The sequence below is a fragment of the Streptomyces nitrosporeus genome, from assembly GCF_008704555.1.
In the GTDB taxonomy this organism is placed as follows: Bacteria; Actinomycetota; Actinomycetes; order Streptomycetales; family Streptomycetaceae; genus Streptomyces; species Streptomyces nitrosporeus.
Genome location: NZ_CP023702.1, coordinates 5,917,409 through 5,943,253, shown reverse-complemented (window position 1 = coordinate 5,943,253; position 25,845 = coordinate 5,917,409). Strand labels below are relative to the sequence as shown.

Annotated in this window: 28 protein-coding genes and 1 pseudogene; 9 read left to right on the top strand and 20 right to left on the bottom strand. The window is 73.2% G+C overall.

Annotated features, from left to right (window positions below):
• Positions 1 to 27: 27 nt before the first annotated feature.
• Genes CP967_RS26205 through CP967_RS26170 form a run of 8 tightly spaced genes read right to left on the bottom strand, consistent with a single transcriptional unit; the run spans position 28 to position 6,850 of the window.
• Entirely contained in the window at positions 28 to 993 is a 966-nt protein-coding gene (locus CP967_RS26205) for an urease accessory protein UreD (RefSeq protein ID WP_150490337.1), read from the bottom strand.
• A 1-nt stretch (position 994) separates the two neighbouring features.
• Positions 995 to 1,615, bottom strand: a complete 621-nt coding sequence (ureG, locus tag CP967_RS26200) for an urease accessory protein UreG (protein ID WP_150490336.1) — start codon at positions 1,613 to 1,615, stop codon at positions 995 to 997.
• 57 nt (positions 1,616 to 1,672) lie between these two features.
• Complete coding sequence (locus tag CP967_RS26195; protein WP_150490335.1) at positions 1,673 to 2,422, bottom strand: urease accessory protein UreF; 750 nt, start codon at positions 2,420 to 2,422, stop codon at positions 1,673 to 1,675.
• A 14-nt stretch (positions 2,423 to 2,436) separates the two neighbouring features.
• Complete coding sequence (ureC, locus tag CP967_RS26190) at positions 2,437 to 4,161, bottom strand: urease subunit alpha (RefSeq protein WP_150490334.1); 1,725 nt, start codon at positions 4,159 to 4,161, stop codon at positions 2,437 to 2,439.
• A complete protein-coding gene (locus CP967_RS26185; protein WP_229888314.1) occupies positions 4,161 to 4,607 on the bottom strand; it encodes an urease subunit beta in 447 nt (148 codons plus the stop codon). Before CP967_RS26185 ends, ureC begins: the two co-directional genes overlap by 1 nt.
• Positions 4,604 to 5,527, bottom strand: a complete 924-nt coding sequence (locus tag CP967_RS26180; protein ID WP_229888327.1) for a sirohydrochlorin chelatase — start codon at positions 5,525 to 5,527, stop codon at positions 4,604 to 4,606. The genes CP967_RS26185 and CP967_RS26180 overlap by 4 nt, the downstream gene beginning before the upstream one ends.
• Position 5,528: 1 nt before the next feature.
• Positions 5,529 to 5,834: an urease subunit gamma gene (locus CP967_RS26175; protein WP_150490333.1), complete on the bottom strand. Its 306-nt coding sequence runs from the start codon at positions 5,832 to 5,834 to the stop codon at positions 5,529 to 5,531.
• A gap of 53 nt (positions 5,835 to 5,887) precedes the next feature.
• Complete coding sequence (locus tag CP967_RS26170; RefSeq protein WP_150490332.1) at positions 5,888 to 6,850, bottom strand: urea transporter; 963 nt, start codon at positions 6,848 to 6,850, stop codon at positions 5,888 to 5,890.
• Between the two features lie 189 nt (positions 6,851 to 7,039).
• On the opposite strand from CP967_RS26170, the gene CP967_RS26165 reads away from it, so the two are divergent.
• The 3 genes from CP967_RS26165 to CP967_RS26155 are packed head-to-tail and all read left to right on the top strand — an operon-like array spanning position 7,040 to position 8,309.
• Positions 7,040 to 7,513, top strand: a complete 474-nt coding sequence (locus CP967_RS26165; protein ID WP_150490331.1) for a fluoride efflux transporter FluC — start codon at positions 7,040 to 7,042, stop codon at positions 7,511 to 7,513.
• A complete protein-coding gene (gene crcB / locus CP967_RS26160; RefSeq protein ID WP_150490329.1) occupies positions 7,510 to 7,884 on the top strand; it encodes a fluoride efflux transporter CrcB in 375 nt (124 codons plus the stop codon). The genes CP967_RS26165 and crcB overlap by 4 nt, the downstream gene beginning before the upstream one ends.
• Positions 7,885 to 7,943: 59 nt before the next feature.
• Entirely contained in the window at positions 7,944 to 8,309 is a 366-nt protein-coding gene (locus tag CP967_RS26155) for a nuclear transport factor 2 family protein (RefSeq protein ID WP_150490328.1), read from the top strand.
• A 13-nt stretch (positions 8,310 to 8,322) separates the two neighbouring features.
• On the opposite strand, the gene CP967_RS26150 is transcribed toward CP967_RS26155, so the two are convergent.
• Together CP967_RS26150 and CP967_RS26145 are read right to left on the bottom strand one after the other, a co-directional pair.
• Positions 8,323 to 8,763 carry a cupin domain-containing protein gene (locus CP967_RS26150; RefSeq protein ID WP_150492057.1) on the bottom strand — a complete coding sequence of 147 codons (441 nt, stop codon included), beginning with the start codon at positions 8,761 to 8,763 and terminating at the stop codon, positions 8,323 to 8,325.
• A 146-nt stretch (positions 8,764 to 8,909) separates the two neighbouring features.
• Positions 8,910 to 9,605, bottom strand: a complete 696-nt coding sequence (locus tag CP967_RS26145; RefSeq protein ID WP_229888315.1) for a winged helix-turn-helix transcriptional regulator — start codon at positions 9,603 to 9,605, stop codon at positions 8,910 to 8,912.
• A gap of 86 nt (positions 9,606 to 9,691) precedes the next feature.
• Between CP967_RS26145 and CP967_RS26140 the strand changes: the two genes are divergently transcribed.
• Positions 9,692 to 10,903 (top strand): pyridoxal phosphate-dependent aminotransferase, encoded by a 1,212-nt coding sequence (locus CP967_RS26140; protein ID WP_150490326.1) that lies wholly within the window; start codon positions 9,692 to 9,694, stop codon positions 10,901 to 10,903.
• Complete coding sequence (locus CP967_RS26135; RefSeq protein WP_150490325.1) at positions 10,900 to 11,541, top strand: cysteine peptidase family C39 domain-containing protein; 642 nt, start codon at positions 10,900 to 10,902, stop codon at positions 11,539 to 11,541. The genes CP967_RS26140 and CP967_RS26135 overlap by 4 nt, the downstream gene beginning before the upstream one ends.
• A gap of 145 nt (positions 11,542 to 11,686) precedes the next feature.
• On the opposite strand, the gene CP967_RS26130 is transcribed toward CP967_RS26135, so the two are convergent.
• Positions 11,687 to 12,265, bottom strand: coding sequence for an HXXEE domain-containing protein (locus tag CP967_RS26130; protein ID WP_190175051.1), 579 nt, complete (start codon positions 12,263 to 12,265; stop codon positions 11,687 to 11,689).
• 125 nt (positions 12,266 to 12,390) lie between these two features.
• On the bottom strand, positions 12,391 to 13,677 hold the full coding sequence (eno, locus tag CP967_RS26125; protein ID WP_150490324.1) for a phosphopyruvate hydratase: 1,287 nt from the start codon (positions 13,675 to 13,677) through the stop codon (positions 12,391 to 12,393).
• Positions 13,678 to 13,852: 175 nt separating this feature from the next.
• Here eno and CP967_RS26120 point away from each other — a divergent pair, with 175 nt between their 5' ends.
• A complete protein-coding gene (locus CP967_RS26120) occupies positions 13,853 to 14,275 on the top strand; it encodes a MarR family winged helix-turn-helix transcriptional regulator (RefSeq protein WP_150490323.1) in 423 nt (140 codons plus the stop codon).
• 154 nt (positions 14,276 to 14,429) lie between these two features.
• The gene (locus tag CP967_RS26115; RefSeq protein WP_229888316.1) at positions 14,430 to 15,056 is read left to right on the top strand and encodes a TetR/AcrR family transcriptional regulator; all 627 of its coding nucleotides are present in this window, start codon (positions 14,430 to 14,432) and stop codon (positions 15,054 to 15,056) included.
• A gap of 142 nt (positions 15,057 to 15,198) precedes the next feature.
• On the opposite strand, the gene CP967_RS26110 is transcribed toward CP967_RS26115, so the two are convergent.
• The 3 genes from CP967_RS26110 to CP967_RS26100 all read right to left on the bottom strand — a co-directional run bounded on the left by CP967_RS26110 (position 15,199) and on the right by CP967_RS26100 (position 21,032).
• On the bottom strand, positions 15,199 to 16,476 hold the full coding sequence (locus CP967_RS26110) for an SWIM zinc finger family protein (RefSeq protein ID WP_150490321.1): 1,278 nt from the start codon (positions 16,474 to 16,476) through the stop codon (positions 15,199 to 15,201).
• Positions 16,473 to 19,571, bottom strand: a complete 3,099-nt coding sequence (locus CP967_RS26105) for a DEAD/DEAH box helicase (protein WP_150490320.1) — start codon at positions 19,569 to 19,571, stop codon at positions 16,473 to 16,475. The genes CP967_RS26110 and CP967_RS26105 overlap by 4 nt, the downstream gene beginning before the upstream one ends.
• A gap of 465 nt (positions 19,572 to 20,036) precedes the next feature.
• Positions 20,037 to 21,032 (bottom strand): slipin family protein, encoded by a 996-nt coding sequence (locus CP967_RS26100; protein WP_150490319.1) that lies wholly within the window; start codon positions 21,030 to 21,032, stop codon positions 20,037 to 20,039.
• A gap of 220 nt (positions 21,033 to 21,252) precedes the next feature.
• Between CP967_RS26100 and CP967_RS26095 the strand changes: the two genes are divergently transcribed.
• The gene (locus CP967_RS26095) at positions 21,253 to 21,609 is read left to right on the top strand and encodes a hypothetical protein (RefSeq protein ID WP_150490318.1); all 357 of its coding nucleotides are present in this window, start codon (positions 21,253 to 21,255) and stop codon (positions 21,607 to 21,609) included.
• 67 nt (positions 21,610 to 21,676) lie between these two features.
• Here the strand turns inward: CP967_RS26095 and CP967_RS34840 are convergent.
• Together CP967_RS34840 and CP967_RS26085 are read right to left on the bottom strand one after the other, a co-directional pair.
• Positions 21,677 to 21,802: pseudogene (locus CP967_RS34840) on the bottom strand (SAM-dependent methyltransferase); the annotation flags it as partial.
• 100 nt (positions 21,803 to 21,902) lie between these two features.
• The gene (locus CP967_RS26085) at positions 21,903 to 23,033 is read right to left on the bottom strand and encodes an ADP-ribosylglycohydrolase family protein (RefSeq protein ID WP_190175052.1); all 1,131 of its coding nucleotides are present in this window, start codon (positions 23,031 to 23,033) and stop codon (positions 21,903 to 21,905) included.
• Between the two features lie 90 nt (positions 23,034 to 23,123).
• Here CP967_RS26085 and CP967_RS26080 point away from each other — a divergent pair, with 90 nt between their 5' ends.
• Entirely contained in the window at positions 23,124 to 23,447 is a 324-nt protein-coding gene (locus CP967_RS26080) for a DUF6343 family protein (RefSeq protein WP_381818067.1), read from the top strand.
• A gap of 34 nt (positions 23,448 to 23,481) precedes the next feature.
• Here CP967_RS26080 and CP967_RS26075 read toward each other — a convergent pair whose 3' ends face one another.
• From CP967_RS26075 to CP967_RS26065, 3 genes are all read right to left on the bottom strand, one after another.
• Positions 23,482 to 23,850: a tetratricopeptide repeat protein gene (locus CP967_RS26075; protein WP_150490316.1), complete on the bottom strand. Its 369-nt coding sequence runs from the start codon at positions 23,848 to 23,850 to the stop codon at positions 23,482 to 23,484.
• Between the two features lie 61 nt (positions 23,851 to 23,911).
• Entirely contained in the window at positions 23,912 to 24,514 is a 603-nt protein-coding gene (coaE, locus tag CP967_RS26070; RefSeq protein ID WP_150490315.1) for a dephospho-CoA kinase, read from the bottom strand.
• Positions 24,515 to 24,560: 46 nt separating this feature from the next.
• Positions 24,561 to 25,499, bottom strand: a complete 939-nt coding sequence (locus CP967_RS26065; RefSeq protein ID WP_150490314.1) for a PAC2 family protein — start codon at positions 25,497 to 25,499, stop codon at positions 24,561 to 24,563.
• Between the last annotated feature and the right edge of the window lie 346 nt (positions 25,500 to 25,845).

Below are 25,845 nucleotides of genomic sequence, written 5' to 3'. Positions count from 1 at the left end.
GTGCGTCGGGGCGGGTGGGCGGGAGGGTCACGTCTTGCGCGTGGCGGGTGCCGGACAGCCGGTGAGCAGCAGGTGTACGGCGTGCCAGGCGGCCGTGTGGGCGCCCGCGACCCGCACGGGGCTGTCGTCGAGGAGCCGCAGCCACGCCCCGCAGTCCCGGGGCAGCACGCTCACCCCGTACAGGACGCCGTGGCCGGCGACCGCCTCGTGCAGCGCGTCGGCGATCTCTCCGGCCGGGACGCGGTCGGTGACGACGAAGAGCGAGGAGACGTGGTCGCGTCCGGCGAAGACCGCCGGGCCCAGGACGCTGTCCCCCGGGGTCCGTGCGCCGGACGCCAGCCGCTGGGTGTCCAGGGCCAGGAGCGTGCCGTCGGGGCGGGTGACGCGGAGGTCGGCCGCGACGACCCGGTAGGTGTGGCGTTCCCCCCGGGCGAGCCGCCCCGCCGTCACGGTGTCCCCCAGGACGACCGTGGCCCCGGGAGCCACCGTGACCTCGGTGCGCTGGTAGAACCGGGCGCCCGCGAACGGGATCAGCGGGTCCGGCAGGTACTCGACGTAGGCCCCCTCTTCGGCCGTCAGGTGCACCCGCTGGCTGGCGTAGTCGTGCTCCATCCGGAAGATCTTGGTGGCGGCCTGGGTGGTCAGGTGGACCTGGGTGCCGGGCCCGCACCGGAAGTCCATCCGGTAGCGGTCCGCCTGGGCGACGCCGGCGCCGGTGGCCATCAGCAGCAGCTGGGCCATGCCGGGCAGCGCGGGGTCGGTCCAGTGCGGGCGCATGATCTGGAGGGGGGTCTTCTGGTAGCGCTCGACGAGTTCGGTGCGCCCACCCCGCACGGCGAAGCCCAGATCGAGGACGCCGACCTTGGCGGGGGAGCCGGGGGTGAGCGTGTCCGGTACCGAGGCCAGGGCGGCCACCTCGGGGGGCAGCCGGCCGGCCCCGTAGTAACCGGGGTCGAGACGGTCGGACCGGGTCGGGAGCGGGGTGGGCGCCATGTCAGATCAGCACCTTGCGGCGCGACTCGATGAAGCCGGCGACGTCCTCGACGCCCGCACCGGTCAGGCAGTCGGTGAGGAGGACGGGGCGGCCGTCGCGGACCCTGTGGGCGTCGGACTCCATGACACCGAGATCGGTGCGTACGTACTGCGCGATGTCGGTCTTGTTGATGATCAGCAGGTCGGATTCGGTGATGCCCGGACCGCGCTTGCGGGGCATCTTCTCGCCCTCGGCGGTGTCCAGGACGAAGACGAAGACGTCGACGAGGGCGGGGCTGAACGTCAGGGTGAGGTTGTCGCCGCCGGACTCGTAGAAGAGCGTGTCGGTGTCGGGGAAGCGCTCCAGCATCTCGGCGCCCGCCGCCAGGTTCATCGTGGGGTCGTCCCGTACGGCGGTGTGCGGGCAGGCGCCCGTCTCGACGCCGACGACGCGCTCCGGCTCCAGGGTGCCCGCGAGGGTGCGGCGGATGTGCTGGGCGTCCTCCTGGGTGTAGATGTCGTTGGTGATGACCGAGGGGCGGTTGCCCCGTGCGATCAGCAGCGGCACCAGCGCCTCGATCAGCGCCGTCTTGCCGGAGCCGACCGGTCCGCCGATCCCGACGCGCAGTACGTTGTCGTCCATGGTGCTCCCTGGTTCTGGTTCGTGAGGGGGGGGCGGCCCCGGGGCGGGGCCGGTGGTTCAGCTGGCGAAGAGCCGGGCCTCGGCCCTTTCGTGACGGCCCGACATGATGTCGGAGGCGAAGACCGTCGCGCCGACGTCGGCGAGCTCCCGGTGCAGTGCGGCTTCGACGGCCCGTTCGATGACGGGGGCGGCCCCGTGGAGCATGCTCTGGGCCTTGCGGTGGTCGGTCAGCCGCAGACGGAGGGCCGCACCCGCGAAGCTGGCGCAGAACGCGAACAGGTCGCAGGCCACGGCCTGGCGGACCGGGACGCCGGTGGCCGCGTAGACGATCCCGGCGGCCACCGCCTGGGTCCCGGGGACCTCTCGGCGTACGACGCGTGCGTGGTAGTCACCGATCTCCGGGCATCCGTAGACCTCGCCCGCCAGGTCCAGCAGCTGGCGTCCGGTCCGGGTGGCGGCCAGGCGCATCTCCTGCCCCAGCTTGGTGGCGAACAGGTGCTCGTCCACGGCGGCCACCTCCTCCGCCCGCCCCGCCAGGGTGGCGCGGTGGGCGAGGGCGAGGGCGGTGGCGTCGGCCGGGCCGACCCCGTGCAGCAGCAGCGACTCCAGCAGCAGCGGCAGGCTCGCCGGGTCGGTCTCGCCGGCCTGGGCGAAGCCCTCCAGGCTGTGCGACAGCGTGTAGAAACCGCTCGGGAAGGCCGAGTCGGTCAGCTGGAGGCCGATCAGCAGATGGCGCAGAGCCGGCTCCCCGGCACCGGCCCCTGTCGTGGGGCCGGTGCCGGGGGCGGGGCGTTCTTCCTGGTACATCGCCCGGATCCGCCCTAGACCAGGAAGTAGAGGTGGTTGAGGGGCAGCTTCTCGGCCGGGTCGATGGTGGCGACCTTGCCGTTGAGCGTGACCTTGAACGTCTCGGGGTCGACCTTGACCTCGGGCAGTTCGCTGTTGCGGACCATGTTGTGCTTGCCGATGGTCCGGGTGCGCCGCACGGGCAGCACCGTGCGGTCCAGGCCCAGCTCCTCGGGGACGCCCGCCGCGATGCCGGCCTGGGACATGAAGGTGACGTGGGTGGACTGCTGGGCCTTCCCGTACTGCCCGAACATGGGCCGGTAGATCACCGGCTGGGGGGTCGGGAGGGAGGCGTTGGGGTCGCCCATCTGCGCCCAGGAGATGATGCCGCCCTTGATCACCATCTTCGGCTTGGCCCCGAAGGAGTGGATGGGCCAGAGCACGATGTCGGCCAGCTTGCCCTTCTCGATCGACCCGATGTAGTCGGAGATCCCGGTGGCGATGGCGGGGTTGATGGTCACCTTGGCGAGGTAGCGCAGCACCCGCTGGTTGTCGTTGCGCTCGGAGTCGCCCTCCAGGGGGCCGAGCTTGTCCTTGCAGTGGTGGGCGGTCTGGAAGCAGCGGGTGACGGACTCCCCGACCCGGCCCATGGCCTGCGAGTCCGAGGAGAACATGCTGATCACGCCCAGGTCGTGCAGCACGGTCTCGGCGGCGATGGTCTCGGCGCGCACCCGGCTGTCGGCGAAGGAGACGTCCTCGGGGATGTCGTGGCTGAGGTGGTGGCAGACCATGACCATGTCCAGCAGCTCGTCCACCGAGTTCTTGGTGTACGGCAGCGTGGGGTTGGTCGAGGACGGCAGGATGTTCGGCTCGCCCGTGACCCGCAGGATGTCGGGGGCGTGGCCGCCGCCCGCGCCCTCGCTGTGGAAGGTGTGGATGGTGCGGCCGTCGATCGCCGAACGGGTGTCCTCGAAGAACCCGCTCTCGTTGAGGCTGTCGGTGTGGATGGCCACCTGGACGTCGTGCTGGTCGGCGACGCTGAGCGCGTTGTCGATCACGGCGGGCGTCGCGCCCCAGTCCTCGTGCACCTTCAGGGCGCAGGCGCCGGCGACGACCTGTTCGTTGAGGGCTTCGGGGAGGCTGCCGTTGCCCTTGCCCATGATCCCGATGTTGACCGGGATGCTCTCGGCCGCCTGGAGGAGCCGGGCGATGTTGTACGGGCCGGGGGTGCAGGTGGTGCCGTTGCTCCCGTCGGAGGGGCCGGTGCCGCCGCCGATGAGCGTGGTGATCCCGTTGGTGAGCGCCTGTTCCGCCTGCTGGGGCGCGATGAGGTGGACGTGGCTGTCGATGGCGCCCGCCGTGGCGATGAGGTGCTCGCCGGCGATGGCCTCCGTGCCGGGGCCGATGATGAGGCCCGCGTCGACCCGGTCCTGGGTCTGCGGGTTGCCCGACTTCCCGATGCCGGCGATGAAGCCGTCCTTGATCCCGATGTCGCACTTGACGACACCGACGACCGGGTCGATCACCACCACGTTGGTGATGACGGTGTCCAGGGCTCCCTGGGCGGCGGTGGCCTGCGGGTCGGAGGCCATGCCGTCACGCATGGTCTTCCCTCCGCCGTACAGGACCTCGTCGCCGTACTGGCCCTCGCTGTAGTCCTTCTCGACCTCGACGACGAGGTTGGTGTCCCCGAGGTGGAACCGGTCACCGACCGTCGGCCCGAACATGTCGGTGTACTGCTTGCGCGGCAGGATGGGCATCAGTGCGAACCCTTCTTCTTGGCCTTCGGCTTGTCCTTGCCGTCGCTGTCGGAGGCGCCGGTCCCCTCGCTCTGCCCCGCGCCCTCGAAGCCCCGTTCGATGGCCTTGCGGACCGCCTCGACCCTCAGCGGGTGCGAGACGAGGCTGCCGTTGAGCAGGCCGCTGAAACCGACCAGCCGCCCGGTCCCGGCGTACTCGCAGAGCTCGACCTCGCGTGAGCCGCCCGGTTCGATGCGGACGGAGGTGCCGGCGGGGATGTTGAGGTGCATGCCCAGCGCCTTCTGCCGGTCGAACGACAGCGCCGAGTTGACCTCGAAGAAGTGGTAGTGCGAGCCGACCTGGACGGCGCGGTCGCCGGTGTTGTGGACGGTGAGCTTCGTGGTGCGGCGGCCGGCGTTGATCTCCACCGGTTCCTTGCCGTACAGGTATTTCTGACGGAATGTCATACGGTGCTCCTGATGGCTCGGTCCGCTCGGCGGACCTGCGGGTGCGTATGCGTGGACGCGGGATCGTGGTCGTGCTCCCCGTGTGCCGCGTGGGTGTGACCGTGCGCCGCGTGGGTGTGACCGTGCGCCGCGTGGGTGTGGCCGTGTCCCGTGGCGGCCGGCCGGCCGTGTCCGTGGTGGTGGTCCTCGCCCGGTGGATGGGTGTGCGAGTGGCCGTGGTCGTCGGCCGCGGTGAGGCCGGACGCGATGCCGTCGTCGCCGTGTTCGTCCCATCGGCGAAGGGCGTCCGCCATCCGCTCGGCCATGACCCGGCCGAGCGCGGCACGTGAGAGGAGCGGACCGGCGCAGGTGACCGCCGTGCCGAACGCGCCGGGCAGGCGGGGCAGGTGGAACGCGGCGGGCAGCACCGCCACCTCGGGCGCACCGAGCAGTCCGCAGCGCCGCACCCCCTCGGCCAGGCCGGGGACGCCTCCGGTCAGGGCGACCTCGACCAGTTCATGGCGGCCGTGGCTGCGTACCAGGTGCGCGACCCGGTACAGCTCGGCGTCGTCGAACGGGCCGGCGGTGGGCGCGGTGACGAGCAGCGCCGCCGACGCCGGCACCCGGCCGGCCGCGGCACGCAGCCAGGCGGTCAGGTGCTGTGCGGTACCGAAGGGTTCGGCGAGCAGGGTCCCGGACACCTGAGCGGCGGGCAGCGCGCGGAGTGTACGGGCGGTGTCCGCGACCAGTTCGGGGTCCCTGCCCAGGGTCATCGGCAGGACGCATGCCTTCTCCCCGGCCCGCCGCAGTCCGGCGAGGGCCCGGATCAGCTCGCGTCCGCCGGTGACGACGGCCGTCTCCGGACCGGCGAGGCCGCGCAGTGCTTCGCCGCCGTCGGCCTCGTGGCCGCAGACGGCGACGAGGCGGCAGCGGCCGGACACGTCAGCCACCGATGGGGTCGTGACAGGAGACCAGCTTGGTGCCGTCCACGAAGGAGGCTTCGACCTGCAGGAGGCCCAGCATCTCCCGTACGCCCGGCATGGTGTCCTTCTCTCCGACGACGTGGCGGCCGAGTTCCATGCAGTCGGCGACGCTCTTTCCGTCCCGGGCGGCCTCCAGGATCGCTTCGGTGATCAGGGCGACGGACTCGCTGTAGTTGAGCTTGAGTCCGCGCCCCTGACGCTTGCGTGCCAGGTCGGCCACCACGTACACCAGCAGCTTGTCGATCTCGCGGGGGGCGAGGTTCATCGTCGGTGCCTTTCTCGGATTTCTGGGTGGGGCGGGCGGTAGGGGCAAAGTGGTCAGCCGGTGCGGAGGATCTTCGGGAAGAACGGGACCGCGGCCATGAACGCCCAGGTCGTGAGGTTGAAGGGCCAGGTGAAGGTGTGGCCGCCGAAGGTGTCGAAGAGCGTGGTCAGGGACGCGGTCAGGGCGGTGGCGGCGCCTGCCGCGATCAGGGTGTAGACGCAGTTCCACGCCGTGGCCGCCAGGAAGACCGTGCCCATGCCGATGGAGACCAGGACGGCGTTGTACCCGAAGATGCCGTTGGCGATCTGCGCGTCGGGGGCGCCGAAGGCCCAGGCCACCAGGATGCCGACGATGCTTCCCGCCGCGGCGAAGAGGCCGACGCGCCATCCCGCGAGGGTGAGGGCGACCAGCATGACGAGGCCGACCCACCACTCGTCGACGAGGAAGACCTGGGACACGTTGGTGAAGAAGGCCCGCCACAGGTCGGACCAGGTGAGTCCGCTGCCCCCGTAGGTGGGATCGGCCGCTGGGGGCGTCGCTCCGTGCCAGAGCCGGCCGTACGAGGGGGCCCCGATGACCATGACCGCCGTGACGATGCAGAACGGCGCGGTCATGGCGTTGAGTTTGTACGGCGCGAGGAAGGCCGTCAGGGTCGCGTTGATGACGACGCACATGACCGCGCCGACGAGGGTGAGCACGTACGTGGAGCCGTGGTTGCCCAGGTAGACCCACAGGGCGATACCGGTCAGGCATCCGCTGAACCCCTGGAGGCCGAGGGCGATGTTCGACCGGTCGACGCCCAGCAGGTAGGCGGCGGCCGTGGCGGACAGGGCGCCCAGGGTCGCGAAGAGTCCGTACTCCCAGCCGGCCCCCCACAGGGAACCGAGGATGAGGACGCCGGTCCACAGGAGGGGCTGGAAGTCGACCTGGCCCACTCCCCGTACCGAGGCGAGCAGGAAGCCCGCGGGCTCCTTCTTCTGCAGCTTGGCGATGACGTCCGGTTCGGCGACGGGCACGGATGGCTCCAGCTCTCGGAAGGACACGGGCCTGCGGTGACGCGAAACGGACTGCGCTCGACCCGCACGCTAGCCAGTTTCTGACGCCTTGCCACGGTATGCACCGATTGCTTGAGCCATTCGAAGCAAAAGGAGAGGAAAGAGGAAAATCTCTCAATTCTTCCTGATCAGCACCATTACGGTGCGCCCATGCTCCAGAAGATGGCGTTGCACACCCACCCGCACCCTGATCACCATCCGGGCGTCCAGGCTTCCGTCGTGGTCGCGGTCGCGGTCGGCGGAGCCGCCGGGGCGGCCGCCCGCTACGGCGCGGAGCGCCTGTGGCCCACCGGGCCCGCGGACTTCCCCTGGACGATCCTCGGGGTCAACGCGGTGGGCTGTTTCCTGATGGGAGTCCTCATGGTCGCCCTCAAGCTGAGGTTCCCCTCGGCGCCCCGCCTCCTCAGCCCGGCGCTGGGGACGGGGGTGCTGGGCGGTTTCACCTCGTTCTCGCACTACACGGACGACGTGCGCCAGCTGTTCGACGAGGACCGCCCCGGTTACGCGGTGGGCAACCTGCTGGGCACGGTCGCCGCGGCCCTGGTGGGGGTGACGGCGGGCGCGCTGCTCGCCCATGCCGCCTTCGGGAGGCCCGGCCGGGGCGCCCGGGAGGGTGCGGCATGACCGACTGGCTGCTGGTCCTGGCCGGCGCGCTCGTCGGCGCGCCGGTGCGTTATCTGCTCGGCGTGGACGCCAAGTACCGCTTCGGCAACACCTTCCCCTGGGGCACCCTGGCGGCCAACGCCGCGGCCTGCCTGGTGCTGGGTTTCGTCTCCCAGGGCGCCACGGACGGGGATCTCGGGACGCGGGTGCACCTGCTGCTGGCCACCGGGTTCTGCGGGGCGCTGTCGACGTGGTCGACCTTCTCCTACGAGCTGCTGACGCTGACCTCCGCCCGGCGGGTGGCCACCGCCGGCTCGTATCTGCTGGTCAGCCTGGTGGCCGGCGTCGGGCTCTCGTTCGCCGGGGCCGCGGTGGCCGACGCCGTCTTCTGACCGTCCCGGCCGGCCGGTTTCCCCCCGCGGCGGCGGTGCCCTGCCGCATGATGGGCCGCATGGACCTCACCTTCGCCCAGGAGTTCGCGGCCCGGTGGCAGGACGACTGGAACTCCCACGACCTGGACCGCATCCTGGCCCACTACCACGACGACGTGACGTTCAGCTCCCCCATGATCGCCCGGCTGACCGGTGACCCGGTGGGCACGGTGCGGGGCAAGGCCGCGCTGCGCGCGTACTGGGCCACCGGCCTGGAGAAGATCCCCGGCCTGGAGTTCGAGGTGGTGGACGTCCGGGCGGGTGTCGACGCCCTGGTGATCGACTACCGCAACCAGGCCGGGGGCCGGGTGAGCGAGGTGCTGGTCTTCCGGAACGGGCTGGTCGCCTCCGGCTTCGGCGCGTACGGCGAGACGCCCGCCGGCTGAGCGGCGGGCCGCCTCACTTCCCCGGCGGGCAGTCGGCGGCCTCGGCGTCGTCGGAGAGCTCGCTGCCCTCGGGGAGCAGGTAGGTCACCCACAGCACGACGGGTTCCGTGCCCAGGTTCCGGCCGATGTGCCGGTGGCCGGCCCCCGAGGGTTCGATGAACGAGGTTCCCGCGGGGGTCACCTCGGTGGAGCAGTCGTGGAGCGTCCGGGTCAGCGTCCCGGACTGGACCACGGCGATCAGCTGCCCCCGGTGGGTGTGCCAGCCCGTCGAGCCCCCTGGTTCCACGACGATCTCCCGGAAGGTCACATCGGCACGGCCCTCGGGCGCCCGCACCTTCAGCTCTCCCTCGGAGGTCCCCTTCGCGACGACCGTGCCGCTCACGCCGCCGCCCGGTGTCGCGACGGCCGCCGCGGACACCGGGCCGAGGGCGGCCACGCAGGCGCCCATCAGCATCACCGTGCGCGGCACCCTCCTCCGCGTACCGTTCCCCGGGCCGCTCCCCGCCGCCCGTCCGTCCGTGTCCGCCGTGCCGCCGAATCGCATGGACAGCTCCCTCACTCGTCGCCGTACCGCAGGAAAGCCCTTACGGTACGCGCGAGTTACGCGGTGGTCACCGGTGATGCGCGTGGCAGGTGGGCACGGAGCTCCTCGGCGAGCACGCTCTCGCCGTGCACCTGGACCCGGCCGTCGGCGACCGCTTCGGCGAGTGTGCAGTCGTCGTCCCCCAGCGCCAGGCAGAGTTCCGCGTCGAGCACGAGCGAGACATCGGCGTCCGGGGCGGGGCCGTAGCCGTAGGCGCTCTCCTCCGGCACCTCCGGCCCCGTGCGGAGGTGGAACTCCCCTTCGTCCAGCCTGACCTCGACGGTTCCGGGGCCCAGCCCCCGCACGGCCCGGAGCAGCGGGAGGGCGAACCAGTGGGCGCGGACCGCGTCGGTGGGACGGCGTTCGGCGAGCGCGGGCGCGCCCCAGTGGGCGAGCGCGGTGAGGACGGGGAGCAGTCCGCGGCCGCGGCCGGTCAGTTCGTAGACCGAGGCGGCGGCGGGCGGCGGGAGTCTGCGGCGTACGGCCAGGCCGTTCTGCTCCATGTCCTTGAGCCGGGAGGCCAGCACGTCCGTGCTGACACCGGGCAGGTCGGCGTGCAGATCGGTGTAGCGGCGCGGTCCGGCCAGCAGTTCACGGACGATCAGGAGTGTCCACCGGTCCCCGACGGTGTCGAGGGCGCGGGCTGCGGCGCAGAACTGGTCGTAACTCCGGCGGCGGGCAGTGCGTGTCGCTGGCTGCTGCTGACGTGGCATGCAACGCAGTCTAGACATGTTGTTGGACTTTCCAAGCACTGGCTTGGTAAAACCAAGTATCGCAATTCGGGTCGGGGAGGCACCAGATGGAGTTCCGGCAGTCCAGCAAGCTCAACGAGGTCTGTTACGAGATCAGGGGACCGGTCATCGAGCAGGCCAACGCCCTTGAGGAGGCCGGCCACAGCGTGCTGCGCCTCAACACGGGCAACCCGGCACTGTTCGGCTTCGAGCCCCCGGAGGAGATCGTCCAGGACATGATCCGGATGCTCCCCCAGGCGCACGGTTACACCGATTCACGCGGCATCCTGTCCGCCCGCCGCGCGGTGGCGCAGCGGTACCAGGCGATGGGGCTGGCCGAGGTCGGGGTGGACGACGTCTTCCTGGGCAACGGCGTGTCCGAGCTGATCTCCATGGCCGTGCAGGCGCTGCTGGAGGACGGCGACGAGATCCTGATCCCGAGTCCGGACTATCCGCTGTGGACCGCGGTCGCCACGCTCGCGGGCGGCAGGGCCGTGCACTACACCTGCGACGAGGGGGCGGACTGGAACCCGGACCTCGCCGACATGGCCTCGAAGATCACCGACCGCACCCGGGCGATGGTGATCATCAACCCGAACAACCCGACGGGCGCCGTGTATTCACGGGAGGTCCTGGAGGGCATGCTCGACCTGGCGCGCCGGCACGGGCTGATGGTCTTCGCCGACGAGATCTACGACCAGATCCTCTACGACGACGCCGAACACCACTCGGTGGCCGTACTGGCGCCGGATCTGCTCTGCCTCACCTTCAGCGGACTGTCCAAGACCTACCGGGTCGCCGGGTTCCGCTCGGGGTGGATGGTGGTGTCGGGCCCGCAGCAGCACGCCCGCAGCTATCTGGAGGGGCTCACCATGCTCGCCTCCATGCGGCTCTGCCCCAACGCCCCGGCGCAGTACGCGATCCAGGCCGCGCTCGGCGGCCGTCAGTCGATCCGGGAGCTGGTGGCACCGGGCGGCAGGCTCCACGAACAGCGCAACCGCGCCTGGGAGCGGCTGAACGAGATCCCCGGGGTCTCGTGCGTGAAGCCGAAGGGAGCGCTGTACGCGTTCCCGCGTATCGACCCGAAGGTGTACCCGATCGTCGACGACGAGCGGTTCGTCCTGGACCTGCTGCTGCGGGAGAAGATCCAGGTGGTGCAGGGCACGGGCTTCAACTGGCCCCGCCCGGACCACTTCCGCATCCTGACCCTGCCGCACGCCGACGACCTCGACGCGGCGATCAGCCGTATCGGCCGCTTCCTGCACGGGTACCGGCAGTGAGCTGCCCGGCCTGCGGTGTCCCGGCCCTCACCCAGTTCGCCTCGCCGGGGCTGGTGGAGGCGATCGTGGAGCGCGGGCTCGATCCGGCCGAGGACCCGGACTGGGCGGTGTCGGGGGCCGTGTCGCCGGCCGAGTACGCGCGCTGGGCAGGCCATCTGTGCGGTATGGCCTGTCTGCGGATGGCGCTCGGCGCCGGTGCTCCGCCGCTGTTCGCCCTGCGGGACGGGGCCCGGGCGTACGACGCCTACACCGAGGACGCGGACGGGACGATCCGGGGGCTGGTGTACGACCCGTTCGCCCGGTACGCGCGCGAGGTCCACGGTCTCGACGCGGTCGTGCACCGGCGGCTGGCCTCCCCCGAGCTGCTCGGGCTGCTGGACGCGGGGCGGAGCGTGATGGCGTCCGTGCACTTCGCGATCCGGTACCCGGACCGGCCGGCCCCGGCGCGGGGCGGGCACCTGGTGCTGGTGACCGGCCGGTCGGCGGCCGGGGGCGTGGGAGTGCACTTCCACAACCCGTCGGGGATCTCGGCACCGACCCGGGCCGCCGATCTGCCGTTGGCGGTGTTCGAGCGGTTCTTCGCGGGCCGGGGGGTCTCGCTGCCCAAAGCCGGGGACGGCCGGGGCGCCGGGGCGTGAGACCTCGCGGCGGGCCCGCACCGGACGGCACCCCGGCGGAGGCGTCCCGTCGGGGCCCGGGAAGGGCCTGCGGTACGTCCGGGGTGCCGGGGCCGAGGGGATGTCTGTGCCACGTCCGGGGTGCCGGGGCCCGAGGGTGCCTGTGCTACGTCCGGGGTACGGCAGCGCGGTTTCCGGCCCCCTCGCGGACAGCGGGGCCGTGGCGCCGGCGGTTCAGCCGGCGGGCGATGCCGTGCACCCCGACCGCGGCGACGGGGAACAGTGCCAGGCCGACGGCGGCCGAACGCCCCGTGACCGGAGGCACCCCGGCCGCCGACAGCCGCCGGACCACCCGGACCGAGTACGGGAGGACGACCAGCGCGGCGGTCACAGCGCCGGGGGTGTAGCCGCGGTAGGCCGCGGACTGCGCCAGGTGGACCGCACCGTGCAGCCCGAATCCGGCCACCGCGGTCCCGAAGAAGGGGCTGTGGCCCCCGCTGCGCGCCCCGGCCGCCGAAGCCGCCGCGACGACTCCGCCCATCAGGCCGATGGCGGTGGCCGCCTCGCGCTGCCGAAGGTCCAGCCGCTCCCACACCCGGCCGGGCACCCGGGGGAAGCGCTCCTGGAGCCGGGGCCGGGCGTCCGCCGCCCAGCGGGCCATGGTGGCCAGCTCCTCCAGGTCGTGCACCGCCCAGGCGGCGAACAGCCCCCAGGTCACCGCGCCGGACACCTTCCGCTGGTCCATCCCTCCCCCTCGGCCGCCTCCATGGCGGATCGCGACCCCTGAATGCAACGCAACGTTGCGTTGCATTTCTACTCCGGTACCGCTCCGGGGGCAAGCGCAGTCGGGCGCCTCTTCCACCTGGGCCCCTACTGGTCCCGGCGGCGCAGCGCCTCCGCGCCCGCGAACCGCGCGCTCCCGCCCAGCTGCTCCTCGATACGGATGAGCTGGTTGTACTTGGCGGTGCGGTCGGAGCGGGACAGCGAGCCGGTCTTGATCTGGCCGCAGCCCGTGGCCACCGCCAGGTCGGCGATCGTGGTGTCCTCCGTCTCGCCCGAGCGGTGCGACATGACGGCGGTGTAGCCCGCGCGGTGCGCGGCGGAGACGGTCGCCAGGGCCTCCGTCAGGGTGCCGACCTGGTTGACCTTGACCAGAACCGAGTTGGCGACCCCCGAATCGATGCCCTCGCGCAGGAGGGCCTCGTTCGTGCAGAACACGTCGTCCCCGGTGAGCTGGCAGCGCGATCCGACCCGCGCGGTGAGCTCCCGCCAGCCCTCCAGGTCGTCCTCGGCCATCGGGTCCTCGACCGACAGGACGGGGTAGGCGTCGATCAGCCCGGCCAGGTAGTCGACCTGTTCGGCCGGCGTGCGCCGCACCCCCTCCCCGGTGTAGTCGTAGACGCCGTCACGGAAGAACTCGGACGTCGCCGGGTCCATGACCAGTCCGACGTCCGCACCCGGCCGGTATCCCGCGCGCTCGACGGCGGTCATGACGAAGTCGAGGGCCTCCTCGGCGGTACGCAGAGCGGGCGCGAAGCCCCCTTCGTCGCCCACACCCGTGGAGTGTCCGGCCGCGAGCAGGTCTCGGCGCAGGGAGTGGAAGATCTCCGAGCCCATCCGGACGGCCTCGGCGAAGGTCTCCGCGCCGACCGGGGCGACCATGAACTCCTGGAAGTCCAGGGGGTTGTCGGCGTGCGCGCCCCCGTTGACGATGTTCATCATCGGTACGGGCAGCAGCCGGGCACCGGCCCCGCCGAGGTACCGGTACAGCGGCAGGCGGTGGGCCGCCGCCGCGGCCTTGGCGCTCGCCAGGGAGACCCCGAGGATCGCGTTGGCCCCGAGCCGGGACCTGGTGGCGGTGCCGTCCGCCGCGACGAGGGCGGCGTCGAGTCCGGCCTGGTCCTCCGCGTCGCGGCCGATGACGGCCGCGGCGAGCTCCGTGCCGACGTGGCGCACCGCGCGGTCGACACCCCTGCCGTGCCAGCGCGCCGGGTCACCGTCGCGGAGTTCGACGGCCTCGCGGGCACCGGTGGAGGCGCCGGAGGGGACCGCGGCCCGGCCGAGGGACCCGTCCGCCAGTTCCACGTCCACCTCGACGGTGGGGTTGCCCCTGCTGTCGAGGACGCGGCGGCCGGTGACGGAGGTGATGGCGGTCATGGGAGTCCTTCCCGTTGGCACGTGCCGGGATCCGGCTGCGACGACGGTGGCGCTGGACCCGGCACACAAAACCATACAGCAATGCTGTTCAGTTCAACTGTACAGATTAGCTGTTCAGATGTGCTGTACAGTTGAGCTGCGCAGGCGGGCGTCAGGTCCTGCGTTAAAGTGCGGTATGCCCCTCCCGGAATCCGCCGCCGTCGCGGCCGAACTGCGCACAGCGATGGGAAAGCTCACGCGGCGCGTGAAGCTCGAGGACCAGATGCCGCTCGGCCAGGTGGCCGTCCTCGGCGAACTGGACCGCAACGGCGCCATGACGACCAGCGAGCTCGCGGCCGGCCAGCGGGTGCGTCCGCAGTCCATGGCTCGCGCCGTCGGTCTGCTGATGGAGCAGGGACTGATCACCCGCCGCGCACATCCGACCGACGGCCGCAAGAGCCTGGTCGAGCTCTCGGCCTCGGGGCGCGCGCTCCTGGAGGAGGAGCGGGAGCGCAGGGCGGATTGGCTCGCACGGGCGATCGAGGCTGAACTGACCGGGGAGGAAAGGAAGTTGCTGGCTCGTGGGATCGGGCTGATGGAGCGGCTCGCGTCACGCTGAGGGTTGTACCCAAGGGTTCGCGGGGACACCGTGACGGCCCGCCGGTCCCGGCCGGGGGCGCCGGCCGTCCGGGGGTGTTCACCCGTCGGGGTGGTGCCGGTGGCGCTGTGCCAGGATGCACAACGCCCCGTCGCACCACGTCCCTGGAGCCGCCTTGTCCGATCAGAACCCCCGCCGGGCTCCCGGTGCCGGCCCCCGTGCCGCGGGGGCGATCCATGACGCGGCCCTGCGTCTGCTGGCGGAACGCGGTTACGCGGGTCTCACCATCGAGGCCGTCGCCCGGGAGGCGGGGGTGAACAAGACGACGATCTACCGCTGGTGGCCCTCGAAGCCCGCTCTGCTGCGGGCGGCCCTGCTGCACGGCGGGACGCTCGGCATCGATGTGCCCGACACGGGGTCGCTGCGGGGGGACCTGATCGGGCTGACCGAGCAGATCGCCGGCCTCCTCACCGGGCCGGACACCCGGTCCGTCGTCCGTGCGATGGCCTCCGGCAGCGACGCGCCGGACGACGAACTCGCCCTGCTCGCACGTGATTTCTTCGCCGACCGGTTCACGCGTGAGCAACCGGTCTTCCGCCGCGCGGCGGAGCGCGGCGAACTCCGGCCCGGCGCGGACCCGATGCTGCTGCTGGACCTGCTGGCCGGCGCGGTCTGGGTGCGGGCGGTACTGCGCCGCGCCCGGCTGCCGGAGGGCTTCGCCGCGGAGGTGGTCGACGCGGTGCTCCCCTCGTTCACCGCTGCTCGCCCGCCGGGAGCGGGCTCCCCGGCGCCGTCCCCATGAGTGTCCGTACGCTCCATGGCGCGTACAGCGGCACAGGATCCGTGCCATGGGTGACGTCGCCGCTGTGCACGGTCCCGGCGATCGCACCGCTGGTGCCCCGGCGGAGCTGACGGGCCGCCGCACCCGGCGCGCCCACGGGCGTTCAGATCCGCAGGGCGGTGAGCGCGGCGACCGGGTCGGTATCCGGTGCGGCTCGGGGCCACCAGTCGTCGGCGCCCCGGTCCGATTCGTAGCCGTACCACCGGCCGTCACGGCCGAAGCGGAGCTGAAGGGTCCCGCCGGGACTCGTGAGGTGGTTGCGCCAGGGCGTGAAGCGGGGGAAGTCGGCGGCGGCGAGGGCGGGGCGCGCCCGGTCGAACGGGCCGGCCGGCGGGTCCCACGGCTCTTCCAGGACCGCCAGGCCTGCCGCCCCGCCCTGCCGCCAGGCCGCCACGGCCCGGGCGAGGTCGGTGGTGCTGCGGCCGGTGGCGAAGGCCAGTTCCCGGTAGAGCGCCCGGGTGGTGGCGGTGAGCCCGGCGGTGGGCCGCGACGCGGCGATCCGTACCGCGTCCTGCCAGGTGGTGAGGCCGGCGAGCGGGTCGTCACCGGTGGTCAGCAGCGCGTGGGCGCGGGCCGCGGCGTCGGAGGCGAGGTGTTCCAGGCCGAGCGGGTCACGGGCCCCGGGCAGCTCCGGGTACGAGGGCGGCTCCCCCGGGTGCGCGGGTAGGGGCAGCGGCGCGGGCAGCGGCGGCAGGAAACGGCCGGCGAACGCCTCCCGGGCGGGGACCGAGGGAGCGGCGGGCGCGGCCGGACGCTCGCGCGCGGAGTGCTCGGCGTTGCGGCGGCCCAGTTCGTCGAGGAGTTCGCGCTCGCCTCTGCCGCGCATCAGCAGCAGGACGAACGGATCGCTGTCCAGGAGCCGTGCGGCCTGGAAGCAGAGCGCCACGACGTGCTTGCAGGGCCGGTCCCGGTCCGGGCAGGAGCAGTCCGGCTCCAGGTCCCCGGCGGCGGGCAGCAGTCTGATGCCGGTCTCCTCGGCCGTGTCGGCCAGGGAGTGCGGCATCTCCTTGTCCAGCAGCGCGGACAGATGGCCGGGCCGGGCCGCGGCGGCGTCGAGGAAGGTGTCCCAGTCGGACGCGGAGAACGTGCGCAGTCTCAGCTCCGCCCGGTACGGGCGGGGGCGGCTGCCGTGGACGTAGGCGATGACCCGGCCGGGGGTCACGGTCACGGCGGCGACGTGGCCGCCGTCGGCGTACACCCGGCCGCGGGCGAGGCGGCCCTCGTCCATCGACAGGGTTTCCAGGGCGTCGACCCAGGCGCGTCCCCACCAGCTGTCCGCGAACGGCCCGCCGGGGTCGCTGGTGCGGGCCGGGACCGCTTCGAAGGTGCGCCGCAGATCGTCGGGGCCGGGGCGGGCGGCCGGGCTCGTGGCAGGGCTCATGTCTCCCTCCGGAGCGCGACGAGGTCGGCCAGGTCACGGTCGCTGAGCTCGGTCAGCGCGGTTTCGCCGGAGCCCAGCACGGCGTCGGCGAGGGCCCGCTTGGATACCAGCAGTTCGCTGATCCGGTCCTCGACGGTGCCCTCGGCGATCAGCCGGTGCACCTGCACGGGCTGGGTCTGGCCGATGCGGTACGCCCGGTCGGTGGCCTGCTCCTCGACCGCGGGGTTCCACCAGCGGTCGTAGTGGATCACATGGGCGGCGCGGGTGAGGTTGAGGCCGGTGCCCGCGGCCTTGAGGGAGAGCAGGAAGACGGGGACCTCCGCCGACTGGAAGCGGTCCACCATGCGCTCCCGTTCGGCCACGGGTGTTCCGCCGTGCAGCAGCTGGGTGGGGACGGCACGGGAGGCGAGGTGCGCGGCCAGCAGACGGGCCATCGAGACGTACTGGGTGAAGACCAGGACGGAGCCGCCCTCGGCGAGGATCGTGTCGAGGAGTTCGTCGAGCAGGGCCAGCTTGCCGGAGCGCCCGGGGAGCCGGGTCGCCTCCTCCTTCAGGTACTGCGCGGGGTGGTTGCAGATCTGCTTGAGCGAGCCGAGGAGCTTCATGATCAGGCCGCGGCGGGTGATGCCCTCGGAGTTCTCGATGAGCGTCATCGTCTCGCGCACGGCGGCCTCGTAGAGCGTGGCCTGTTCGCGGGTGAGGAAGACGGGGTGGTCGGTCTCGGTCTTCGGCGGCAGCTCGGGGGCGATGCCCGGGTCGGACTTCTTGCGGCGGAGGAGGAAGGGGCGGACCAGCCGGGAGAGGCGTTCCACCGCTTCGTCGTTGCCCAGGCCGGCGGCGGTGCCGGTGCTCTCCACGATCCGGGCGTGCCGGGCCCGGAACGCCTTGAGCGGTCCGAGCAGCCCGGGGGTGGTCCAGTCGAGCAGGGCCCACAGCTCGGAGAGGTTGTTCTCGACGGGGGTGCCGGTGAGGGCGATCCGGGCGGGTGCGGGAATGGTGCGCAAAGCCCTCGCGGTGGAGGAGTTCGGGTTCTTCACGTGCTGCGCCTCGTCGGCGACGACCAGCCCCCAGGTGTGTCCGGCGAGCTGTTCGGCGCTGGAGCGCATCGTGCCGTACGTCGTGAGGACGAAGCCGGCGTCCACGCCGGTGAGGGTCCGCTCGGCGCCGTGGAAACGGCGCACGGGGACGCCGGGGGCGAACCGGTTGACCTCGCGGTGCCAGTTGCCGAGGAGGGAGGCGGGGCAGACGACCAGGGTGGGCGCGGGGTGGGCGCGGTGCAGGTGGAGTGCGATGAGCGTGATGGTCTTGCCCAGCCCCATGTCGTCGGCGAGGCAGCCGCCGAGGCCGAGTGAGGCCATCCGGTCCAGCCAGGCCAGTCCGCGCAGCTGGTAGTCGCGCAGGGTGGCGTGCAGACCGGGAGGCGGCGGGAGCGTGGCGTCCTCGTCCAGGACCCGGGAGCGCAGCTCGGCCAGGGCGCCTTCGGGGACGGCCTCGACCTGCCGGCCGTCGACCTCGGCGCTGCCCGTGAGGGCGACCGCGAGCGCGTCCACCGGGCCGAGCAGTCCGAGCTCGCGCTTGCGTGCCCTGCGGACCAGCGAGGGGTCCGCCACCACCCACTGGTCGCGCAGCCGCACGATCGGCCGGTGGGCCTCCGCCAGCACGTCCATCTCGGCTTCGGTGAGCCGCTCCTCCCCGAGGGAGAGCTGCCAGTCGAACGCGAACAGCTGTCCCGCGTCGAAGAAGGAGGTGCCGTCGGTGGCCGAGCCGGGCGCGGGACGCACGACGGCGGCGGCGGTCAGGGAGCGGGCCAGCTCGCGCGGCCAGTGGACGGCGACGCCGGCCGCCGCGAGGCGCGGCCCGGCGTCCCCGATCAGCTCGTACAGCTCGTCCTCGGTGAGGGCGAGGACATCGGGGACGGGCTGGTCCAGCAGGCGCTCCAGCGGGGGCCAGACGCGGGCGGCGCGGCGCAGGGCGAGCACCGCGTCGATCCTCGCCCGCGGTCCGAAGGGCTCCCCCGCCCCGCCGTTCCACAAGGCGGCGGCGTCGGTGACGTACGTCGGGTCGGCCAGGCTGTGCACCTGGGTGATCGCGGCGGCGGCGTGGCGGGCCCCTCGGCCCTTGCCTTCCCCGGCCTCCGCTCCCCCGGTGCACGGGTCCGGCCCGCCCGCGCGGTCGAAGAGTTCGTACGCCGACAGGTCCAGGCGCAGGGACACCCGCACGCCCGCGTCGAGTCCGGCTGCGACCTCGACCGCCCAGGCCCGGGCGTCCGGCAGTTCCTGCGGTTCCCGGGCGGCGAACGGCGCGCCCATCGCGTGGGCCGCGGCGGGGGTGCGGGGCAGGGTGTCGGCGACCGCGTCGAGGAAGGCCCCGAGCAGGGCCTGGGGCTCGGGGAGCCGCAGAGGGGTGCCGGGCACCGGGACGGCGTGGCCCTCGGGCGGCATGGCGGCGGCGATCGCCCGGAGGTGGGCGATGTCCTCCGCGTCACGCGGCCCGGCCCGCCATGCGTCGTGGTCGTCGGCGGTGAGGCCGGGCAGCAGCCGCCCCCGGGCGACGAGGGTGAGCGCGTGCAGTGCCGCGGCGCCCCACGCCCGGGTGGCGGGGTGCGCCGACACGCGGTGGCGGGCCGCGGCGAGCAGGGGCAGGGCGGTGGCGAGGGACATCGTCAGGGCCGGGACCTTACGGCGGCGGACCCCGTCGGAGCCGTGCCGGGCGACGACCGTCAGCTCGGTGACGGAGTATTCCGGCTGCCGCTGCCCGCCGGGCGCGGGCCGGCCGGCGGCGGGTCCTCCGGCGGGGAGAGCCGCGGGAGACGCCTCCCCGGGGGGAGAGTCGCGGGGGGAGGACGCCGCGAGGGGGCCTTCCCCGGTGTGGTCTCCGGGGGGACCGGAAGGTCCCGGGGAAAGACGCTCCGCACCGCGCGGTCGCGCGGCGAAGGGCTCACCGGCGAACGGGCCGCCGTCGGCGCCCGTGAAGTCGGCCCGCTCCTCGGGGTCCCAGAAGGCGATCCGGCCGTCCCTGGGCAGCGGGGCCGGAAGGTGGACCGCGGCACACCGCAGCAGCCGGTCCACCGCCTCGTCCCGCATGCGCCGTGCCATGTCCACCGCCCCTCCCGCCCGGTCCTGCCCCTGGTTCTCTCCCTGCTCCGGCGAGTCTAGGCGGGGGGTCCGACAACGCCTGACCTGCCCGTCGCCGGGGCCGGGCGGAGGGGTCGGGTCCCGGCTCCCACGGGGCGGGCGGCGAGGTGCCCGCCCCCGGGTGCCCGGCAGCGGCTCGCGCTCCGGCCGGGCGCCCGGGGGCGGGCACTCGCTCTCCCTGGGCCGGGCGCGCGCTCCCGGCGGACGGCGCTCAGCCGGAGGGACGGCCGCCGGCACCCCGTCGTGGGATGCCTCCCGGGCGGGGCCTGCTCCGGGACGGCCCCGGCTCCTCCTGTACGGCGGGGAGACCGGCGGGGAGACCGGCGAGGTCCGGCCCGGGCCGCGGCAGCGGGCCCTTCGGCCCGCGGCCCGGCGGGGGGCCGGGTTCGGGAGGCGGCGCCCCGCCGGGTACGGACGGCGGAACGGTCACGGTGCCGCGCCGGTCCGGCGCGCCCCGCTCCGGCGGGGCGGCTCCGGTTGTCCGGCGGTGCCGGTCTCCGACGTGTCCGGTCCGGCAGCACCGGATCCGGCGGGTACGGGTGCGTCCGGGCCCGCGGTGTCCGGGCCGGTGGGTACGGGTGCGCCGGAACCGGTGGGCGGGGGCACCGCGGCCGGCTCCTGGGGCGGCCCGCTGTGCTGCGGCGGGTTCTGCTCTTCCCGCCGGGGCTGCGCCCGTTCCAGGAAGCGGAGGAGTTCGACGGGGAACGGCAGGACCAGGGTGGAGTTCTTCTCCGCGGCGACGGCGACCATCGTCTGCAGGAGCCTCAGCTGGAGGGCCGCCGGCTGGCTGGACATCTCCCCGGCCGCCTGGGCCAGCTTCTTCGATGCCTGGAGCTCCGCGTCGGCGTTGATGACCCGGGCGCGGCGTTCACGGTCGGCCTCGGCCTGCCGGGCCATGGAACGCTTCATCGTCTCCGGCAGCGACACGTCCTTGATCTCCACCCGGTCGATCTGCACGCCCCACCCCACGGCCGGGCTGTCGATCATCAGCTCCAGCCCCTCGTTGAGTTTCTCCCGGTTGGACAGCAGGTCGTCCAGGTCGCTCTTGCCGATGATCGAACGCAGGGAGGTCTGCGCCATCTGCGAGACCGCGAACCGGTAGTCCTCGACCTGGATCACGGCACTCGCCGCGTCGACCACCTTGAAGTAGATGACCGCGTCGACCCGGACCGTCACGTTGTCCCGGGTGATGCCGTCCTGCGCGGGCACCGGCATCGTCACGATCTGCATGTTGACCTTGCGGAGCCGGTCCACCCCCGGGACGATCAGGGTGAAGCCGGGGTCACGTACCCGGTCGTGGAGCCGGCCGAGCCGGAGCACCACTCCTCGTTCGTACTGCTTGACCACCCGGGCCGCGGACAGCGCGTAGAGCACGCACACGGCCAGCAGCGCCACCGCCGCTGTCACCAGTTCCTGGACCATGGCGGCCCCCTGCGTCCGAGGCGCCCCGAGGCGCCCGCTCGTTCAGCCCTATTACCACGATATGCCCCATATGCGCACCCGTCGAACCTCTGTCCGGGTGCCGGCGGCCCCGGCCGGGCGCGCACCGGATGCCGGGATCACGGCGAGACGGCAGGGTGGCCAGCGCCAGCACGTCCCTGTGACGTACCGATGAGCCGGACGAGCAGACGAGGACCCCGCCATGTCCGTGACCGCCCCCCGCCCCCGCCGAGGCCGCCGCACCGGCGTCGCCGCAGGCGCCGTCCTGCTCATCGTCGCCCTCGCGGGCTGTTCGGGTCTCGGCCGCACGGCGGTGGGCCCCGTCACCTACGTCACCGAGGGCGAGAAGACCGTCAGCGTGAACAGCCCGTCCGTGAAGGGCTGCCACCGGATGGCGTCCTCCGGCGCGTTCGAGGTCGTGAACCGCACGCTGATCGACATGGTCCTCTACCGCACCGGTGACTGCACCGGCGGCGGGACCACCTACGTGGCCACCACGTTCACCGACGTCAAGGCGCCGCCCAGCCTGCCCTGGCGCAGCTACCGCTTCGTCCACTGACCCGCCTGCCCGGGACGGCCCCTCCGCCGGAGCGCCGACCGCACCGGGCCCCGGACGCGCCGTGCCCGGGGGCGGTCCGGCGGCCGAGTCCGAGCAGGGCGGCACCGGCGGGCACCGCCGCTTCGATCACGTCCGGCTCGTCCCCCGCGGACAGCCGTGTGTGCAGCTCGACCGCGCGGCCGTCCGGTGTGATCGGGCCGGGGCCCGTCCCCGCATGCCTTTCGCGCGCCTGCCGTTGTCCCGTGCCGGTCCGACGAGGGGCGGGAGGCGGGCGTTCCCGCTGCGGAGCCGTGTCAGCACTCCGGGTAGCGGTCCTGCGGCCACACCACCCGCTGCTCCAGCTCCAGGGAGAGGTCGTCCGCGAGTTCGGCGATGACGGCCCGGCCCTCGGTCGCGGCCAGCCAGGACGCGGGCAGGGCCATGTCCCCGTGGCGGGCGCCGAGCAGGTTGCCGCAGACGCTGCCGGTGGAATCGCTGTCGCCCGAGTGGTTGACGGAGAGCAGGAGCGCCTCGGCGACACCGTCGGCGTCCGGCAGCACCAGCGCGCAGTACACGCCGATGGCCAGCGCCTCCTCGGCGACCCAGCCCGCGCCCAGGCTCTCGACGTGCCCGGCGGACGGACGGCCGCGGGCCGCCAGATCCACGGCCGCGCGCAGGGCGGCCGTGGTCTCCTCGTGGCCGTCGTAGCGGCTCAGCAGGTCCGTCGTCCGCAGTACCGCTCCGGCTGTGGAGTCACCCTCCAGCAGGTGGGTGACGATCGCCGCGAGCGCTCCCGCCGCGTAGGCGCCCGTGGGGTGGCCGTGGGTGATCCGCGCGCACCGGGCGGCCAGCTCGAAGGCCGTGCGCGCATCGGCGCCCAGCAGTCCGAAGGGCGCCGAGCGCATCACCGTCCCGCAACCCTTGGACTGCGGATTGACGGGTCCCGGCTTCCCGAGCGGCGCGTCCGGGCCGGGGACGTGGCCGGCGGCCAGCCCGGTCAGGCAGGCGTTGCCGGGGGCCCGGCGGGCGTACAGCCAGGGATGCCGGCGGAGCCGGCCGTTCCGTACGGTGTCGCCACCGCCCGGGGCCGGTGGCGCGGGGTGGTTCTGGGTGTCCAGCCAGCGCAGGTAGGCGTCGCGGACGCATGCGTACTCCGCGCCCGGCGTGCCCGTGCTCCTGGCCCGGACGCGTGCGCGGATGAGTCCTTCGACGGTGAAGAGGGTCATCTGGGTGTCGTCGGTGATCCGTCCGGTGACACCGTCGCCGTCCGCCGTGAGCCCTCGTACGCCCTGTTCGCCATGGGCGCGGCGGATACCGTCCAGCGAGAGGAACTCGACGGGGTTGCCGAGGGCGTCCCCGACGGCTCCGCCCAGCAGGGTGCCGCGCGTCCGGGCGCGGCGGACGGCGGTGTCCGCGCGGGCCCCCTCACCGGTGTCCCGCCTCATCGTGTCCCCCATCGGCCCGGTGGTGTGCACAGCCCGCCCCCCGTCGTGTCCGGGCCCGTTCTCCGCACATGGCCCGGCATCGTTTTCCGTATGTCCGCCGCGGGGTCATGCTGGGAGGGGGAGGCGATGCCGATGCGTACCGGAAGCGAACCGTCCACCGCCCGCAGTCCCCTGCGGATGCGACTCTGGCTGAGTCTATGGGGCGTGGCGTGGGCGACGTTCGGGCTGGTGGCGTTCTGGGTGGCCGGGCGGCCCGGATGGGCGGCGGCCTGCGGGGTCCTGCTGCTGCTCGTGGCCGTCGACCTGCTGGTGGTGATCCGCCGTATCCGCCAGGGTCCGCGCTACCAGCCGGGACGCGACGTCCCGCCGTACGACCCTCCGCAGGACCGGCCGGGGCCGCCGGGGCGCCGCTGACCGCCCCGGGGCCGGGCAGGCCCCGGGGGAGACGTCAGGAGGGCTCGTCGAAGCGCGCTGCCCGCAGGTACTCCGGCTTGGGGTCGAGGGCGGCGGCGAGCCGGAAGTGCCGGGTCGCCTGTTCGGGGCGGCCCTCCCGCTGGAAGGTCCGGGCCAGCGCGAAGTGGGCGAAGGCGTTGTCGGGTTCCCGCTCCAGGACCAGTTCGAATTCGAGTTCGGCGGGACGGAGCTGGGCGGCGGCGAAGAAGGCCCTCGCCCGCAGCAGACGGGCGGCGGTGTTCTCCGGGTGGGCGGCGATCACCGAGTCCAGCAGCTTGACGGCGCCCCGCGGGTCCCGCGCGGCGAGCAGCTGCTCCGCCGCGCGGAAGTCGATGACATGCGTTTCCGGGTTGTTCTCGGGCACGGCCGTATCCTTCCCTCTCCTTCCGCCCTTCAACGCCCGGCCCGCGCCCCGGTATTCCGCCTCAGCCCTCGGCGGCGCGCGCGGTCAGCCGCGACCAGAGCGCGCGGACCTGGGGTTCCAGCTCGTCGAGGGGGCCGTCGTTGTCGATGACCAGGTCGGCCACGGCCAGTCGCTGCTCGCGGGTGGCCTGGGCGGCCATACGGGAGCGGGCGTCCTGCTCCGTCATTCCGCGCAGCCGCACCAGCCGGTCCAGCTGCGTGGCGGGGGACGCGTCCACCACGACGACCAGGTCGTACAGCGGGGCCAGGCCGTTCTCGGTGAGCAGGGGGACGTCGTGGACGACGACCGCGCCGGGGTCGGCGGCCCCTTCCAGTTCGGCGGAACGGGCTCGGACCAGCGGGTGGACGATGGCGTTGAGCGCGGCCAGGCGCTCCGGGTCGGCGAACACGACCGCGCCGAGCGCGGGCCGGTCCAGGGCGCCCTCACCGTCGAGGATGTCCGGGCCGAACTCCTCGACGACGGCCCGGAGCCCGGGGGTGCCGGGCTCCACCACCTCGCGCGCGATCCGGTCCGCGTCGACGAGCACGGCCCCGAACCCCGCGAGCAGCCGTGACACTTCACTCTTGCCGGCGCCGATCCCGCCGGTCAGGCCCACTTTCAGCATGCGGTGAGCTTACGGGGCGCGCCGGGCGCGCCGTCAGGCGTCATCCTCAGGCGTCGCCCTCGCGTTCGGCGAGGAAGCGCTCGAACTCCTGGCCGATCTCTTCGGCCGAGGGGAGATCGGCCGGTTCCGCGACGAGGTTGCCCCGGCTCTCGGAGCCCGCCACCGCGTCGTACTGGTGCTCCAACCCCTCGACGAGGGCGACGAGTTCCTCGTCGCCCTGGCCGATCTGCCGCTCGATCTCCGTCTGGGTCCGGTGGGCCTCCGTGCGCAGGGTGTGCGCGACGCTCGGCAGGACCAGGCCGGTCGCCGCAGTGATCGCCTCGAGCGCGGTGAGCGCCGCGTCCGGGTAGGCGGAGCGGGCCACATAGTGCGGCACATGGGCCGCCACGCCGAGCACGTCGTGTCCGGATTCCATCAGCCGGTACTCGACGAGCGCCTCCGCCGAGCCGGGCACCTGGGCCTCGTCGAACGGGCTGTGGTGCCCGGGCATGAGGTCGGTGCGGTTGCCGTGCGGGGTGATGCCGACGGGGCGGGTGTGCGGGACGCCCATCGGGATGCCGTGGAAGTTGACCGCGAGGCGGACGCCGAGCCGTTCGACGATCTGCTCGACGGCGAGGGCGAACCGCTCCCATTCCACGTCCGGTTCGGGCCCGGACAGCAGCAGGAAGGGCGCACCCGTGACGTCCTGGACGACCCGGACCTCCAGCGTCGGGGCCTCGAAGGAGGTCCAGCGGTCGCGCCGGAAGGTGAGCAGCGGGCGCCGCGCGCGGTAGTCGACGAGCCGGTCGTGGTCGAAGCGGGCCACCACCTGGTGCGGCAGGGCCTCCAGAAGACCGTCGACGATCTGCTCGCCCGTCTCACCCGCGTCGATGTAGCCGTCGAAGTGGTAGAGCATGACCAGGCCGGCCGACTCCTGGGCGAGCGCCATGTCGACGACTGCCAGGCCCTTCGGCTCCCATTCGTACAAACTCTGCGGATCAGGCACGGTTACCGCTCCTCCTCGTGTTCCTGGACAAGAACACACCGAGCCGCCTCAGCATTCCCGCGCGCACGGTCTTCATGCCTCTTTCACACACCGTCAGATGAGGGGCCCGCCGCGCGGCGCGGCCGTCGCCCCGGCACACGGCGGCGCTCCGCTCCTCCGGGGGCGCCCTCCGATCCGGGCGTGGCGCACCGCCGGTCCGCGCGCAAGAGCCGCCGGTCCGCGTGCGGGGACCCGCCGGTCCGCGCACGGGAAGCCCGTTCCGCTCCGACCCCTGGTCCAGACCTTGACATGATCATGTCTCAGCTCTAGCGTCTCCGAGCGGTTTCACCCCTCGGCGCGCGAGCGC